This window comes from Pseudomonas sp. Irchel s3h17 (assembly GCF_900187505.1).
Classification (GTDB): domain Bacteria; phylum Pseudomonadota; class Gammaproteobacteria; order Pseudomonadales; family Pseudomonadaceae; genus Aquipseudomonas.
In genome coordinates, this window is sequence record NZ_FYDL01000020.1 from 30,772 (window position 1) to 46,231 (window position 15,460).

Here is a 15,460-nt window from a genome sequence, read left to right on the forward strand (position 1 = left end):
CGACAGGATAACCCTTGTGTCGAACTTCCGGAGGTTCTGGAAGGTTCAAAGGTGAATGACGGCCAGGTCGAGTCGACCGTAGTCGCCCTCGCTGTGCTCGCCCCTGGGGGGCACGTGGTGGGTTTTCATCACCTGGTCGCCCTGCAGGGTCTCCAGGTGGATATCGAAGCCCCAGAGGCGGTGCAGGTGCTTTAGAACCTCGTCTGTGGAGTCTCCCAGTGGTTTGCGGTCGTGTTGTTGATGGCGCAGGGTCAGCGAGCGATCGCCGCGGCGGTCGATGCTGTAGATCTGTATGTTGGGTTCGCGGTTGCCCAGGTTGTATTGGGCTGCCAGGGTTTCACGAATGGTGCGGTAGCCGTCCTCGTCATGAATGGCGGGTACCAGAAGATCGTCCTTTTGATCGTCATCGAGAATGCTGAACAGTTTGAGGTCGCGGATCACCTTCGGCGACAGGTACTGCAGGATGAAACTCTCATCCTTGAAGCTGCTCATGGCGAACTTGATGGCTGACAGCCAGTCGGTCCCGGCGATTTCCGGAAACCAGCGGTAGTCCTCTTCCGTCGGCTCCTCGCACATGCGGCGGATGTCGCGGTACATGGAGAAGCCCAGGGTGTAGGGGTTGATCCCGCTGTAATACGGGCTATCGAACCCGGGCTGGAAGACCACGCTGGTGTGCGAGGCCAGGAACTCCATCATGAAGCCGTCGGTCACCAGGCCTTCGTCGTACAGGTCGTTCATCAGGGTGTAGTGCCAGAACGTTGCCCAGCCCTCGTTCATGACTTGCGTCTGGCGCTGTGGATAAAAGTACTGCGCGATCTTGCGCACGATCCGCACGATTTCCCGCTGCCATGGCTCCAGCAGCGGGGCGTGTTTTTCGATGAAGTAGAGGATGTTCTCCTGCGGTTCGGCCGGAAAGCGTGCGTTGTCTTTCTCGCTGTACTTGCCAGCGCCTTTGGGAATGGTTCGCCACAGGTCGTTGATCTGCTTTTGCAGGTGCTCTTCGCGGTCCTTTTGCCGGCGTCGCTCTTCTTCGGCGGAGATCGGGTAAGGGCGCTTGTAGCGGTCGACGCCGTAGTTCATCAGGGCGTGGCAGGAGTCCAGCAGGTCCTCCACGGCGTCGATGCCGTGGCGCTCCTCGCATTGCATGATGTACTGCTTGGCGAAGACCAGGTAATCGATGATCGAACTGGCATCGGTCCAGGTGCGGAACAGGTAGTTGCCTTTGAAAAAGCTGTTATGGCCATAGCAGGCATGGGCCACCACCAGCGCTTGCATGCAGATGGTGTTTTCTTCCATCAGGTAGGCAATGCACGGGTCGGAGTTGATCACGATTTCGTAGGCCAGTCCCATCTGGCCACGACTGTAGGACTTTTCCGTGCTGAGGAAGTGTTTGCCATAGGACCAATGGTGATAACCCAGTGGCATGCCGACGGACGCATAGGCATCCATCATCTGTTCGGCGGTAATCACTTCGATCTGGTTGGGGTAGGTGTCCAGCGCATAGCGGGCCGCTATACGGCTGATTTCGCGGTCGTAGGCCTGGATCAGCTCGAACGTCCATTCGGAGCCGGTGGAAATGGGTTGGCGTTTCTGCTCTTTGGCGGTCATGTCACTAACCTGCGCTGGAAGAGTTCACGGAAGACCGGGTAGATATCTCCGGCCGAAACCAGCTGCTGCTGGGCAAAGGTGTCGGTGAAGGCTTCGGCGATACGCTCGTATTCGTACCACAGGGCCTGGTGCTCGCGCGGAGTGATCTCTACATAAGTGTAATACTGCACGAAAGGCATGATCTGGTTGATCAGGATGTCACGGCAGATTGGCGAGTCATCGTTCCAGTTGTCGCCATCGGAGGCCTGTGCGGCATAGATGTTCCAGTCGTTGCTCGGATAGCGCTCGGCCATGATCTCCTGCATCAGTTTAAGGGCGCTGGAGACAATGGTGCCGCCAGTTTCACGAGAGTAGAAGAACTCTTCTTCGTCGACTTCCCGGGCGCTGGTGTGGTGGCGGATGAACACGACGTCGATCTTTTCGTAGTTCCGTTTCAGGAACAGGTACAACAGGATGAAGAACCGTTTGGCGATGTCCTTGGTCGCCTGGGTCATGGAGCCGGAAACGTCCATCAGGCAGAACATGACCGCCTTGGAGCTGGGGTTGGGCTGTTTGATCAGCAGGTTGTACTTGAGGTCGAAGGTGTCGAGAAACGGCACGCGGTGAATGCGCGCGCTCAGGCGTTCGATTTCAGCCTCGATTTTCTGGATATCGCCAAAGTTGTCCGGTTCTTCCTGTTTGAGGCGTGCCAGCTCGTCCTTGGCTTCGCGCAGTTTTGCCCGGCTGCTGCCCGACAGCGCAATACGCCGGGCATGGGCCGAGCGCAGGGTGCGGATGATGTTGATTCGTGACGGGTTGCCTTCGTTGCTGATACCGGCGCGCACAGTCTTGAAGGTGTCGGTGCCGCTGAGGTTGCGTTTGACCAGGTTGGGCAGCTCCAGGTCCTCGAACATGAATTCGAGGAACTCTTCCTGGGTGATCTGGAACACGAACTCGTCCATGCCTTCGCCGGAATTTCCGGCCTTGCCCGGACCACGGCCACCCCCACCTGCCGGTGGGCGGGCAATGTGCTCGCCGGTCGTGAACTCCTTGTTACCGGGGTGCACGATGGTCTGTTTGCCACCACGACCATGGTGAAGCACTGGCTCGTCGATATCGCGCCCGGGAATGCTGATTTGCTCGCCGTGCTCCATGTCCGTAATGGAGCGCCGGCTCACGGCCTCTTCGACGGCCTTTTTGATGTGGTCACGGTAGCGCCGCAGAAACCGCTGGCGGTTTACCGTGCTCTTGTTCTTGCCATTGAGGCGTCGGTCGATCACATAACTCATAGGGGCCCTCCGGGCAGCTTCAAGTTGTGAGCTACAAGCTGCAAGTAGAAGCTGTTACCCGGCTCTCGGGCTTACGCGCCTTTCTCATGCAGCTTGTGGCTTGTAGCTTGCAGCTGTCTCACTGCGATTTCCGGACCCGCAGGTACCACTCGGACAGAAGCCGTACCTGTTTGTCGGTGTAGCCGCGCTCGACCATTCGAGTAACGAAGTCGTTGTGTTTTTGCTGGTCCTCTTTGCTGGCCTTGGCGTTGAAACTGATGACCGGCAGCAGATCCTCGGTGTTCGAGAACATTTTCTTCTCGATGACCACCCGCAGCTTCTCGTAGCTGAGCCAGGTCGGATTCTTGCCATTGTTGTTGGCCCGGGCACGCAGGACGAAGTTGACGATTTCGTTGCGAAAATCCTTCGGATTGCTGATGCCCGCCGGTTTTTCGATTTTCTCCAATTCTTCGTTGAGGGCGACGCGGTTGAGAATTTCGCCGGTTTCCGGGTCGCGATACTCCTGGTCCTGAATCCAGAAGTCGGCGTACAGCACATAGCGGTCGAAGATGTTCTGCCCGTACTCGCTGTAGGACTCCAGGTATGCGGTCTGGATCTCCTTGCCGATGAACTCGATGTAGCGCGGCGCCAGGTATTCCTTCAGGAAGCGCAGGTAGCGTTCGCGGGTTTCCGCCTGGAATTGCTCCTGTTCGATCTGTTGTTCGAGCACGTAGAGCAGGTGCACCGGGTTGGCGGCGATTTCGTGCGGGTCGAAGTTGAAGACCTTGGACAGGATCTTGAAGGCGAAACGGGTCGAAAGACCGTTCATGCCTTCGTCGACGCCGGCCGTGTCGCGGTACTCCTGGATCGACTTGGCCTTCGGATCGGTGTCCTTGAGGTTCTCGCCGTCATACACGCGCATTTTCGAGTAGATGTTCGAGTTCTCGGGCTCCTTGAGGCGCGAGAGCACGGTGAACTGGGCGAGCATCTTCAGGGTATCGGGTGCGCAGTGAGCCTTGGCCAGGGAGCTGTTGAACAGCAGCTTGTCGTAGATCTTCACTTCGTCGGTGACCCGCAGGCAGTACGGGACCTTGACGATGTAGATCCGGTCGATGAAGGCTTCGTTGTTCTTGTTGTTGCGGAAGGTGTGCCATTCCGATTCGTTGGAGTGCGCCAGCAGGATCCCGGTGAACGGAATCGCGCCCAGGCCTTCGGTGCTGTTGTAGTTGCCTTCCTGGGTGGCGGTCAGCAGAGGGTGCAGCACCTTGATCGGCGCCTTGAACATTTCAACGAATTCCATCAGGCCCTGGTTGGACCGGCACAGTGCGCCCGAGTAGCTGTAGGCATCGGCGTCGTTTTGCGGGAACTCTTCGAGTTTGCGGATATCGACCTTGCCCACCAGCGCCGAGATGTCCTGGTTGTTTTCGTCGCCCGGTTCGGTCTTGGCGACGGCGATCTGGTTGAGGATCGAAGGGTAGAGCTTGACCACCCGGAATTGACTGATATCGCCGCCAAACTCGGCAAGCCGCTTGGTCGCCCAAGGCGACATGATGGTGTTCAGGTAGCGCCGAGGAATGCCGAAGTCCTCTTCCAGGATCGCGCCGTCTTCGGTGGCGTTGAACAGCCCCAGTGGCGACTCGAACACGGGAGAGCCCTTGATGGCATAGAAGGGGACTTTCTCGATCAGCTGTTTCAGCTTTTCGGCCAGGGACGACTTGCCGCCACCGACGGGGCCGAGCAGGTAGAGGATCTGTTTCTTCTCTTCCAGGCCTTGGGCCGCATGGCGGAAGTAGGAGACGATCTGGTCAATGCATTCCTCCATTCCGTGGAAGTCTTCAAAGGCCGGATAACGGCGGATCACCTTGTTGGAAAAGATGCGCGACAGCCTCGAGTTGGTCGAGGTGTCCAGCAATTCCGGCTCACCGATGGCCAACAGCAGACGCTCGGCGGAGGAAGCGTAGGCGCTCCGGTCCTGCTTGCACAGCTCCAGGTACTCCTGCAGCGTGAGTTCTTCCTGGCGTGTGGACTCGAAGCGTTGTTGGAAGTGGCTAAAAATACTCATGACGACACCTCGCTCGATACGTGGAGCCGGCGCCGGATCAGTCGATGCTGGTAAGCAACTGAAAGTGCAGCTGCTTTTTACCCCCCCAGAACACCTTCAAAGCTATCAACCTTGAAAGGTTACTCCCGATGACCCGCACGCCGGTGTACCGGCTCTCCCCTGTTTTGGATGGCCTGAGCCTAAGGATAGTTCGGAATCCGGGAGGTAAAGGGGCAATGCGTAATTTGTTGTAAATGACCGTCTGTCAGCCCACGGCAGACGTGGGCTGCAGCACTGAAAAAAATTATTCGGACGTGCCTTGCGCCGTTTCCGAAGGAAAGGTCGTGCGCCACAGTTCGAAGCCGCCGTCCATGCTGTAGACGTCGGAGAAGCCCTGGCTGATCAGGTAGGCGGCGGCGTTCTGGCTCGAGTTGCCGTGGTAGCAGACCACTACCGTGGGTGCGTCGAGGTCGGCACCGCGGATGAAATCCGAGATCGAATGGTTGTCCAGGTGCTTTGAGCCGCTGATGTGCAGTGCGGCATAGGTCTGCGGGTCGCGGATGTCGACCACCACCGCGCCTTGCTCTCGCAGGGCCTGGGCTTGTTCGGGGGGGATGCGTTTGAATTCGCTCATGGTGGACTCCTGTGGCCTGGCTGGGGGCGCAGCCTAGCGCTTGGCGCTGGCCGCCAATGGTTCGGGGGTGGGTGAGGCGACAGGTGGTGCGAGGTGGCCGTGTTCGTCGCATTTGCAACTCAGGCGCTCGCCGGTGTCGATGTTCATCAGTGTCATGGCGCCACCCCAGACGCAACCGGTGTCGAGGGCGAAGATGCCGGGTTCGTTGCACTGGCCTTCGAGTGCCGCCCAGTGACCGAAAATGATCTTCTGGCCGCGGGTCTTGCGCTCCTTGTGCTTGAACCAGGGGGCGTAGCCGGGTGGGGCGGTGTCGATGCCTTCCTTGCTTTTGAGGTCAAGCTTGCCTTCGCGGGTGCAGAAGCGCATGCGGGTGAAATAGTTGGTAATCACCCGCAAACGGGTCACGCCGTTGAGGTCGTTGTCCCATTTCGCCGGTTCGCTGCCGTACATGCCGTCCAGGTACGGGGTGAACAGGTTGTCGTCACGCAGTGCGGTCTCGACTTCGGCGGCGTACTTGATGGCTTTGCGCAGGGACCATTGCGGCGGTATGCCGGCATGCACCAGCACCATGTCGCGTTGTTCGTCGTAGTGCAGGAGTTTTTGCTGGCGCAGCCACTCAAGCAGGTCCTTGCTGTCCGGAGCGTCGAGGATTTCGCGCAGGGTATCGGCTTTTTTCAGGCGCTCGATATTTTTCCCAGCCGCTAGCAGGTGCAGGTCGTGGTTGCCCAGTACGCACACCAGCGATTGGCGGATGCTATAGAGGAAGCGCAGGGTTTCCAGTGATTGCGGCCCCCGGTTCACCAGGTCGCCGACCAGCCACAAGTGGTCCTTTGCCGGGTCGAAGGCGACACGCTTGAGCAGGCATTGCAGCGGCTCGAGGCAACCCTGGAGATCGCCGACGGCGTAGGTCGCCATCAGTGCAAGGCTCCGGGTACGGCCAGGAGGAATGGCGCGATGATGGCGTCGAAGTGGGTGCCGTCGTCGGCGAGCATCTGATAACTGCCTTGCATGTTGCCAACGCGGGTGGTCATCACGGTACCGCTGCTGTAGGTGTGATTCTTGCCGGGTTCGATCAGCGGCTGCTGGCCAACCACGCCGGCACCGCGAACCTCTTCGACATGCCCGTCGCCATCGGTAATCACCCAGTGCCGTGAGAGCAGCCTGGCCGGTAGCAGGCCGTTGTTCTGTACGGTAATGGTGTAGGCAAAGGCAAAGCGGTTGTGCTCGGGTTGCGATTGTTCTGCCAGAAAGCGAGTGACGACGCTGACGTCGACCTGATAACGAGGATCGGACATGCAAAAAGGCCTTAAAAGCAAAGCGGGACGCGGGGCGTGACTGATGTGGATCAGTCTAGGCCAAGTATCGGGTAGTAAACCAGACCGGGCGCCTGGTTCCTACCCGATAACGCTTCAGGCCGGTCAGATGTCGGCTGGATTCTCGGCGACCTGTTCGCTGAGTTTGTCGGCCAGGCGCACGAAGGCTGCCAGGTCGAGCTGTTCCGGGCGCAGGCTGCCATCGACGCCGGCGGCTTCGATTTCGGCGCTGCTCATCAGGGCCTTGAGGGTATTGCGCAGGGTCTTGCGGCGCTGGTTGAACGCCTCGCGAACGACGCGCTCCAGCAGGCGATGATCCTTGGCCGGGTGTGGCAGTACGGCGTGCGGCACCAGGCGAACAATGGCCGAGTCGACTTTCGGTGGCGGATTGAACGCGCCCGGGCCGACGTTGAACAGGTGTTCGACCCGGCAGTGGTACTGAACCATGATCGACAGGCGACCCCAATCACCACCGCCAGGACCTGCTGCCAGGCGCTCGACCACTTCCTTTTGCAGCATGAAGTGCATGTCGCGGATGATGCCTGCGTTGTTCAGCAGGTGGAAGATCAGCGGCGTGGAGATGTTGTAGGGCAGGTTGCCGACTACGCGCAGGCTATTGGGAGCGGCATTCAGGCTGTTGAAGTCGAACTTCAGTGCGTCGCCCTGATGCAGGTTGAAGTTGCTCTTGCCGGCGAATTGCTGGTTGAGGATCGGGATCAGGTCCTTGTCCAACTCCACGACATCAAGCTGGGCACCGCTGTTGAGCAGGCCCTCGGTCAGGGCGCCCTGGCCCGGGCCGATTTCCAGCAGGCGGTCGTCGGCCTTGGCGTGAATGGAGCGCAGGATGCGGTCGATAACACCGGCATCGTGCAGGAAGTTCTGGCCGAAGCGCTTGCGCGCCCGGTGTTGGTAGTGCTCGGTCATAAACGGGTCTCGGCCATCTGGTAGGCGGTTTCCAGGGCGACTTGCAGGCTGCCGGTGTCGATTTTTCCGCTGCCAGCCAGGTCCAGGGCGGTGCCGTGGTCGACTGAGGTGCGGATGATCGGCAGGCCAAGGGTCACGTTGACTGCCGCGCCGAAGCCTTTGTACTTCAGCACGGGCAGGCCCTGGTCATGGTACATCGCCAGCACTGCGTCGCAGTGCTCCAGATATTTTGGGGTAAACAGAGTGTCGGCGGGCAGGGGGCCACGCAGGTCCATGCCTTCACCGCGCAGACGCTCAAGGGTGGGTTCGATGATGTCGATTTCTTCATGGCCCAGGTGTCCGCCTTCGCCGGCATGGGGGTTGAGCCCACAGACGAGGATGCGTGGCCGGGCAATGCCGAATTTTTGCTGCAGGTCGGTATGCAGGATCCGCGTGACCCGCTCCAGGCGCTCAGGGGTGATGGCGTCGGCAATCTCCCGCAATGGCAGGTGCGTGGTCACCAGTGCGACGCGCAAGCCATGGGTGGCAAGCATCATCACCACTTGGGCGGTATGGGTCAGGTCCGCCAGGAACTCGGTATGGCCCGAAAAGGCGATGCCGGATTCATTGATCACGCCCTTGTGCACCGGGGCGGTGATCATCCCGGCGAAGTCTCCGTCCAGGCAGCCTTGGCCGGCGCGGGTCAGGGTTTCCAGAACAAAAGCCGCATTGGCCTTGTCCAGTTGTCCGGCGGTGACCTTGGCGTTGAGCGGGGTGTCCCAGACGTAAAGACTATTGGCTGGCGCAGGCGCGTCCGGCCAGTGGCCAGGCGTGACGTCCAGCAGGTTGACGACCACGCCCAGCTGCGTGGCCCGCTCAAGGAGCAGGTCGCGGCTGGTAATGGCAATCAGGGGGTGCGGCTGGGCTTGCGAGGCGAGCAGCAGGCATAGGTCTGGACCTATGCCGGCTGGTTCACCGGGTGTCAGAGCGAAACGTTGGGGTTTCACTTCGCCGCCTGGTCGACGCCAGGGAGCTTGATTTCAACGTAGGCTTCGTCACGGATCTGACGCAGCCAGGTTTGCAGCTCTTCGTCGTACTTGCGGTTACGCAGTACTGTCATTGCTTGTTGCTCGCGAGCCTGGGAGGTGCTGTCGGTGGCGCGACGGCCAAGGACTTCCAGGACATGCCAGCCGTAAGGACTCTGGAATGGCTGGGACAGTTGACCTTGTGGGGTCTTGTCCATCACGGCGCGGAATTCCGGTACCAGTGCGTTCGGGTCGATCCAGTTCAGGTCGCCGCCATTGAGGGCGGAGCCCGGGTCTTCCGAATAGCTCTTGGCCAGTTCGGCGAAGTCTTCGCCCGCTTCAATGCGGTCGTAGAGCTTCTGCGCCAGACGCTTGGTCTCTGCTTCGCTACGGATTTCGCTTGGTTTGATCAGGATGTGGCGAACGTGGATTTCGTCACGCACCTGATTACCACCGCCACGCTTGGCCAGCAGCTTGAGGATGATGAAACCGCCTGGCGTGCGCGCAGGTTGGGTCACGTCACCGACCGCCATGGCACTCAGCTCGCGGTCGAACGGCGGTGGCAGTTGAGCGGCCTTGCGCCAGCCCATGTCGCCGCCTTCCAGGGCGTTGTCGCTTGCCGAACGGGCAATGGCCAGCTGGGCGAAATCAGCGCCTTGCTTGAGCTGCTGGTAGATCTCCATGGCCTGGCGCGCAGCGCTCTGAATCGCTTCGGAGTTAGCGCTTTCCGGGGTTGGAATCAGGATATTGGCCAGGTGCAGTTCTTCGGATAGCTGCATTTTGCCGAGGTCGGAGGCAAGGAAGTTCTTCACTTCCTGCTCGGACACCTGGATGCGCTCGGCCACACGACGCTGACGCACACGGCTGACGATCATTTCCCGGCGAACCTGGTCGCGAGCGTCTTCATAAGACAGGCCGTCGCGGGACAGGGCGGCGCGGAATTGATCCACGGTCATGTTGTTGCGCTGGGCAATGGTGCCGATTGCCTGGTTCAGTTCTTCATCGGTAATGCGGATACCGGAGCGTTCGCCGATCTGCAATTGCAGGTTCTCGACGATCAGGCGCTCCAGCACCTGTTGCTCCAGGACACCGGCCGGTGGAACGGCCGAGCCTCGCTTGGCGATGGTTTGCTGAACTTCGCGAACCCGCTGGTCCAGTTGGCTTTGCATGACCACGTCGTTGTCGACGATGGCCACCACTTTGTCGATGGACTGCACCGCGGCGCTAGCCGCGGTACTCAGGAACAACGCGCCCAGCATCAGCGGGCGCAGACAATCAGAAAGCTTGGTCTTCACGTTCACGATAACCTTGGATGCCTTTGTCGAGGAAGCTCTCTACCTTGGCGCCAGTCACGCCACCGAGTCCCTTCAGAACAATTTGGAGGAAAATGCCGTGGTCGCCTTTCTCGTTTTCCGGAGCTTCTTGACTGAACTCGTCATACGAAACCCAGTAACGGTTGATCAGGCGCAGTTTCCAGCAGCAGTTGTCGTACTCGAAGCCACCGAAGGCTTCCAGGGTACGGTTGCGGTTGTAGTCGTACTGCCAGCGGCTGATGGCATTCCACTGCGGCACGACTGGCCAGATGACCGAGAAGTCGTGCTGTTCGATCTTGTAGTAGTCCTTCACGTAGCCATCCGTGCCCGGAGTGCCATAGTCACCACCGAACTGCCATTTACCGGTGTTCTGGTTGTAGATCACCTGGTCGTTGCGATAGCGATAGCCGGCGTTGATCACCTTGTTCGGGTTGTCTTCAGGCTGGTAGTGGAACATCGCGCTGCCCGAGCGAGGGCTCTGGCTGTCCGGGTCCCAGTTGTAGTCAGCCGTGGTACGCCAATCGCGGTTCCAGCGGTATTCGTATTCCAAAGCGTACGGCGAAACACTCGACTGGGCATCCGCACGGTCTTTGGCTTCGATACCCGGGAGCTGAACTTCGCGGTCCTTGAAGTACATGGCCTGGCCAACACTGATGCGTTGGCGTTCGAAGCCGTTGTCTTCGATCCAGCGGTTGGTCACGCCCAGCGATAGCTTGTTCTCGTCGCCGACACGGTCGGAGCCGGTGAAACGGTTGTCGCGGAACAACGAGGAATAATTGAACGTGGATTCGCTGGTATCGAATACCGGAATGTCGGCCTGGTCTTTCTCGGGGACATAGAGGTAGTACAGGCGCGGTTCCAGGGTCTGGCGATAGTTCTTGCCGAACCATTGGGTATTTCGGTCGAAGTACAGGCCACTGTCGATGCTGGCGATGGGGACCGCACGGCTCTGATTGCTGTCGAAGGTGCCATTGGCGTCATCTTGGGCCGGTGTCTGATTTGCAACCTGGCCCTTGCCGATGCTGTCCAAATCGAGTTCGTATTGGGTGTACTGGAACTTGAGCGTAGGCTTCACGAAACCATAAGTCGCATCAAGCGGCAGACTCATACTCGGTGCCAGGTTCATGCGATCGCCGGTGGCGCGTGCCAGACCCTGGATGTTGTTATCGATTCGGGGAGCTGAAATGCCATCCTCATCGACGTAGTCACCGTTTTGCAAATCCCGATCAAACCGCACGAGTTCGGTCTGATAGGCAAAATTCAGCCCGCCAGGTGTCTGCGGCAAGAAACCATTGAAGGTGATCTGCGGCAGGCGGTCGTAAGGCGTGAGGTTGGATACCGAGGCCAGCTCAAAGGCTTGTGCGTTGATACGCGCGGTATACGTATCGCCACGATAGCTGACCGCACCTTGCTGGTTCACGAAGTCGGAAACGCTCTTGACGCCCAGCTGATCGGTCTGCAGGTCCTGGAAGTAGTAAGGGTCGCTGATCTTGGTGTAGTCGACCTCGGTCAGGACGCGCGAGTCCAGGCCACCCTTGTGCTGCCAGTTGTACATGTAGCGGGTTTTTTCGTAGTCGGACTGCAGCTTGCGCTCGTCTTCCTGGTCGTCCAGATAGGCCGCGCCGAACTGGCCTTCGCTGGATTCGGTCAGGTAACGGAATTCGCCTTCCATCAACAGGCCGCGCTTGCTCATGTAGCGCGGATACAACGTGGCATCGTAGTTGGGTGCCAGGTTGAAGTAATACGGTGTGACCAGCAGCATGCCGGTATCGCTGCCACTGCCGATGGTCGGCGGCAGGAAGCCGGACTGGCGGCGATCATCGATCGGGAAGTAGATGTACGGGGTGTACATCACCGGGATGTCCTTGACCCGTAGCGTCACGTTGGTCGCGGTGCCGAAGCCGGTTGCCGGGTTCAAGGTGATGTTGTTGCCCTTGAGCTGCCAGGCGTTGCTGCTCGGTTCGCACGAGGTGTAGGTACCATCCTTGAGGCGGATGATCGCGTTCTCGGCCCGCTTGGCGTACAGCGCGCTGCCGCGAATGCGGGACTTGTGCAACACGTATTCGGCGTTGTCGACCTTGGCTTCACCGGTATCCAGCTGAACGTCGGCGTGATCGCCGACGATCAGTGCACCGTTGTCGCGCACGCGCACGTTGCCGCTCAGCTCGCCACGGTTCTCGGCCTGGTACAGGCTGGCCTCGTCGGCCTCGACCTGCATGCTGCCCTGGCGCATGACCACGTCACCGGCAAGGGTCGCAATCTGCTCTTCCTGCTGGTAGCGGGAGGCTTTGGCGCCGATGAAGGTGGGGGCGTCGCTCTTGGCCGTCGTGTCATTCATGCCGGGACGCGTCGGTTCGACATAGCCGCCCGCGCAATAAGGGCCTGTTTCGGCCAGTTGCGCCGCAGTGAGCTGCTCACGCGGAACCCAGTCGAGGTGGCTGTAGTCAGCACTGCGCGACTTCAGGCCACGGCCCTTGGCCTCGGTGACCAATGCCGGTTTGTCGGCGGTTTCGCCTTCAGTTGTGCCGTCTGCTGCCGATTCGTTGTTCGAACTGACCGCGCTGGCATCATGCACAGGGCGCGGGGGCAGTTGAGCCGCGTTGGTTTTCGGCGCGCAATCCCAGGCACCCGAAGCAGAGACTGAGCAGTCATACTGTTCCGCGGCGACCACGAAGGAAGTGGCTAGTGGTTGCATGGCCAGCAGAGTGCCGGTCACAAACAACGGAAATTTTTTACGAAACGCGGGGGATTTCAATGCCATCTTATTAGTCCGGGCTTCCTGCGTGCCATCTGCCCGCGGTGTGGGCCGCACGCCTCTCGATGGTCTGAAAAAGATGCTGGATAATAAAGCATGACCCGCTTGACGGCTAGCGCCGTCGGAGACCCTTGTAATGCCTGATCAAGATGTACGCTTGCAACACCTGAAAGTTTGGCTCGATGAGCAATTGGCAATTGTATTTGCCGCTCAAGGATGGGGGGACGTACCCCAGGCCACGTTGACCGCGGCCAGCAGCGACGCGAGCTTCCGTCGGTATTTCCGCTGGGAAGGCGGCGACAGGAGCTTTGTCGTGATGGACGCTCCACCCCCTCAGGAAAACTGTAAGCCCTTCGTGGATATCGCCTTTTTGCTGGCGAAATCCGGCATCAATGTGCCGAAAATCTATGCAAAGGATCTTGATCGCGGTTTTCTTTTGCTCAACGACCTGGGCAATCAGACCTATCTGGACGTGATCAACGGCGACAATGCCGACGATTTGTTCAAGGATTCGCTGCAGGCATTGCTGGCTTTCCAACAGTTGCCAATGGCTGCACCGCTGCCCAGCTATGACGTGGCACTGCTGCGCCGCGAACTGGAGCTGTTCCCCGAGTGGTATGTGAAGCGGGAGTTGGGTATCGAGTTCGATGCGACTCAGCAGGCACTCTGGCAGCGTGCCAGCGACCTGCTGATCGACAGCGCCCTGGCCCAGCCGAAAGTGCTGGTGCACCGCGACTACATGCCGCGCAACCTGATGATCAGTCAGCCGAACCCGGGCGTGCTGGACTTTCAGGACGCGGTGTACGGGCCGGTGACCTATGACGTGACCTGCCTGTTCAAGGACGCCTTCCTCAGTTGGCCCGAGGCGCGTGTGCGTGATTGGCTGGAAAGCTACTGGCAACAAGCTGGCAGTGTCGGGATCCCGGTTCAACCGGACTTCGAAGACTTCCTGCGTGCCAGCGATCTGATGGGTGTGCAGCGGCATTTGAAAGTGATCGGGATCTTTGCCCGCATCTGCCACCGCGATGGCAAGCCGCGTTATCTCACGGACGTGCCCCGGTTCTTTGCTTATATAGACGCTGTGCTGGCTCGTCGTCCTGAGCTGGCTGACTTGAGTGCATTGCTGACCAGTCTGCGCGCTTCGGTGGGAGTCTCTGCATGAAGGCAATGATTCTGGCGGCCGGCAAGGGCGAGCGTATGCGCCCGCTGACATTGACCACGCCCAAGCCGCTGGTGCGCGTGGGGGGGATGCCGTTGATCGAGTATCACCTGCGGGCGCTGGCGGCAGCCGGGTTCAGCGAGGTGGTGATCAATCACGCCTGGTTGGGGCAGCAGATCGAAGACTATCTGGGCGACGGTTCTCGCTATGGCCTGAAGATTCAGTATTCGCCTGAAGGCGAGCCGCTGGAAACCGGCGGCGGGATTTTTCGTGCATTGCCGCTGCTCGGCGAGGAAGCCTTTGTGGTGGTCAACGGTGATATCTGGACGGATTACGCCTTCGCCGCTTTGCGTGAACCGCTGGCCGGGCTGGCTCACCTGGTGCTGGCCGACAACCCGGCCCACCATCCGCGGGGCGATTTCAGTCTGGTCGAGGGGCGGGTGCATGACGCCGGGGCGGACGCACAAACCCTGACCTACAGTGGCATTGCGGTGCTGCATCCGAAGCTCTTTGCCGGTTGCCGGGAGGGCGCCTTCAAGCTGGCGCCGTTGTTGCGCGAGGCCATGGCCCAAGGGCAGGTGACGGGCGAGCGACTGCGGGGGCATTGGGTCGACGTGGGCACGCACGAGCGCCTGGCCGAAGTTGAACATTTGCTGCAAGCGAGCCGCTGAGATGCTGTGGCCAGGGACTCTGATCGGAGCCGGGGCTGGCTTTGCTATAGCCAGTATCCCGGGGGCCATGCTCGGCGCTTTGTTGGGACAGGCGCTGGACCGGCGCCTGCAACTGCAAAGCCTGGGGCATTTGCGTGAGCAGTTGGGCGGTCGTTCGATGTTGCGTAACGACGAACTGCTGTTTGTGTTGCTCGGGCGCCTGGCCAAGAGTGACGGCCGGGTGGTGGATAGCCACATCTACCAGGCACGTCAGGAAATGCGGGCGCTGGAGATGAACGATTTTGCGCAGCAACGGGCGATCGCCGCGTTCAATCGGGGCAAGTCCGGGCATGATCGCTTGCGTGGCTATTTGCGGCGATTGAGTGCCCAGCCTCATGCGGCGGAGGGGGTCTTGCGTGCGTGTTGGCGGATGGTCTGGGCGGACGGACGGGCCGGAGCTGCCGAGCGCGAGCTGATTGCACTGTGGGGTAAGTGGCTGGGCTGCACGCCTGGACAGGTGCAGGCGCTGGCCAGTGACTACGAACCGCACAAGCGAGCGCGGCCCAACAGTGGCGAGGCATATCAGGAGGCGATGCGCCTGTTGGGGGTGTCCGTCACCAGTGAGCCGTCACAGATCAAACGCGCGTATCGTCGCCTGCTCAGTCGCCACCATCCGGATAAAATCGCTGGCAGTGGCGCGACGCCGTCGCAGGTTCGCGAGGCGACAGAAAAGACCCGGGAGCTGCACAACGCTTACACGTTGATTCGTCAGCGGCGGGGCTTTCGTTAGTCGGGCTGCCTGAAGGCGGACC

The 15,460-nt window shown here is 60.0% G+C and carries 13 protein-coding genes; 3 read left to right on the forward strand and 10 right to left on the reverse strand.

Annotation, left to right across the window (positions count from 1 at the left end):
- Positions 1-45 precede the first annotated feature (45 nt).
- The 10 genes from CKW25_RS23185 to CKW25_RS23230 form a co-directional block, all read right to left on the reverse strand.
- Entirely contained in the window at positions 46-1,608 is a 1,563-nt protein-coding gene (locus CKW25_RS23185; RefSeq protein ID WP_095082910.1) for a SpoVR family protein, read from the reverse strand.
- Complete coding sequence (locus CKW25_RS23190; protein ID WP_095082912.1) at positions 1,605-2,876, reverse strand: YeaH/YhbH family protein; 1,272 nt, start codon at positions 2,874-2,876, stop codon at positions 1,605-1,607. Before CKW25_RS23190 ends, CKW25_RS23185 begins: the two co-directional genes overlap by 4 nt.
- A gap of 118 nt (positions 2,877-2,994) precedes the next feature.
- On the reverse strand, positions 2,995-4,917 hold the full coding sequence (locus CKW25_RS23195; RefSeq protein WP_095082915.1) for a PrkA family serine protein kinase: 1,923 nt from the start codon (positions 4,915-4,917) through the stop codon (positions 2,995-2,997).
- Between the two features lie 283 nt (positions 4,918-5,200).
- The gene (glpE, locus tag CKW25_RS23200; protein WP_095082917.1) at positions 5,201-5,530 is read right to left on the reverse strand and encodes a thiosulfate sulfurtransferase GlpE; all 330 of its coding nucleotides are present in this window, start codon (positions 5,528-5,530) and stop codon (positions 5,201-5,203) included.
- 33 nt (positions 5,531-5,563) lie between these two features.
- On the reverse strand, positions 5,564-6,445 hold the full coding sequence (locus tag CKW25_RS23205; RefSeq protein WP_095082919.1) for a symmetrical bis(5'-nucleosyl)-tetraphosphatase: 882 nt from the start codon (positions 6,443-6,445) through the stop codon (positions 5,564-5,566).
- Positions 6,445-6,825, reverse strand: coding sequence for a Co2+/Mg2+ efflux protein ApaG (apaG, locus tag CKW25_RS23210; RefSeq protein ID WP_095082921.1), 381 nt, complete (start codon positions 6,823-6,825; stop codon positions 6,445-6,447). The genes CKW25_RS23205 and apaG overlap by 1 nt, the downstream gene beginning before the upstream one ends.
- Before the next feature lie 123 nt (positions 6,826-6,948).
- Positions 6,949-7,767, reverse strand: a complete 819-nt coding sequence (gene rsmA, locus CKW25_RS23215; RefSeq protein ID WP_095082923.1) for a 16S rRNA (adenine(1518)-N(6)/adenine(1519)-N(6))-dimethyltransferase RsmA — start codon at positions 7,765-7,767, stop codon at positions 6,949-6,951.
- Positions 7,764-8,753: a 4-hydroxythreonine-4-phosphate dehydrogenase PdxA gene (gene pdxA, locus CKW25_RS23220; protein ID WP_095082925.1), complete on the reverse strand. Its 990-nt coding sequence runs from the start codon at positions 8,751-8,753 to the stop codon at positions 7,764-7,766. The genes rsmA and pdxA overlap by 4 nt, the downstream gene beginning before the upstream one ends.
- Positions 8,750-10,066: a peptidylprolyl isomerase SurA gene (surA, locus tag CKW25_RS23225; protein WP_143497457.1), complete on the reverse strand. Its 1,317-nt coding sequence runs from the start codon at positions 10,064-10,066 to the stop codon at positions 8,750-8,752. The genes pdxA and surA overlap by 4 nt, the downstream gene beginning before the upstream one ends.
- Positions 10,047-12,845, reverse strand: a complete 2,799-nt coding sequence (locus tag CKW25_RS23230) for an LPS-assembly protein LptD (protein WP_095082929.1) — start codon at positions 12,843-12,845, stop codon at positions 10,047-10,049. Before CKW25_RS23230 ends, surA begins: the two co-directional genes overlap by 20 nt.
- Positions 12,846-12,975: 130 nt before the next feature.
- Between CKW25_RS23230 and CKW25_RS23235 the strand changes: the two genes are divergently transcribed.
- The 3 genes from CKW25_RS23235 to CKW25_RS23245 are packed head-to-tail and all read left to right on the forward strand — an operon-like array spanning position 12,976 to position 15,438.
- Positions 12,976-14,001 (forward strand): aminoglycoside phosphotransferase family protein, encoded by a 1,026-nt coding sequence (locus CKW25_RS23235; protein WP_095082931.1) that lies wholly within the window; start codon positions 12,976-12,978, stop codon positions 13,999-14,001.
- Complete coding sequence (gene murU / locus CKW25_RS23240; RefSeq protein WP_095082933.1) at positions 13,998-14,669, forward strand: N-acetylmuramate alpha-1-phosphate uridylyltransferase MurU; 672 nt, start codon at positions 13,998-14,000, stop codon at positions 14,667-14,669. Before CKW25_RS23235 ends, murU begins: the two co-directional genes overlap by 4 nt.
- 1 nt (position 14,670) lies before the next feature.
- Positions 14,671-15,438, forward strand: coding sequence for a TerB family tellurite resistance protein (locus CKW25_RS23245; protein ID WP_095082935.1), 768 nt, complete (start codon positions 14,671-14,673; stop codon positions 15,436-15,438).
- Positions 15,439-15,460 lie beyond the last annotated feature (22 nt).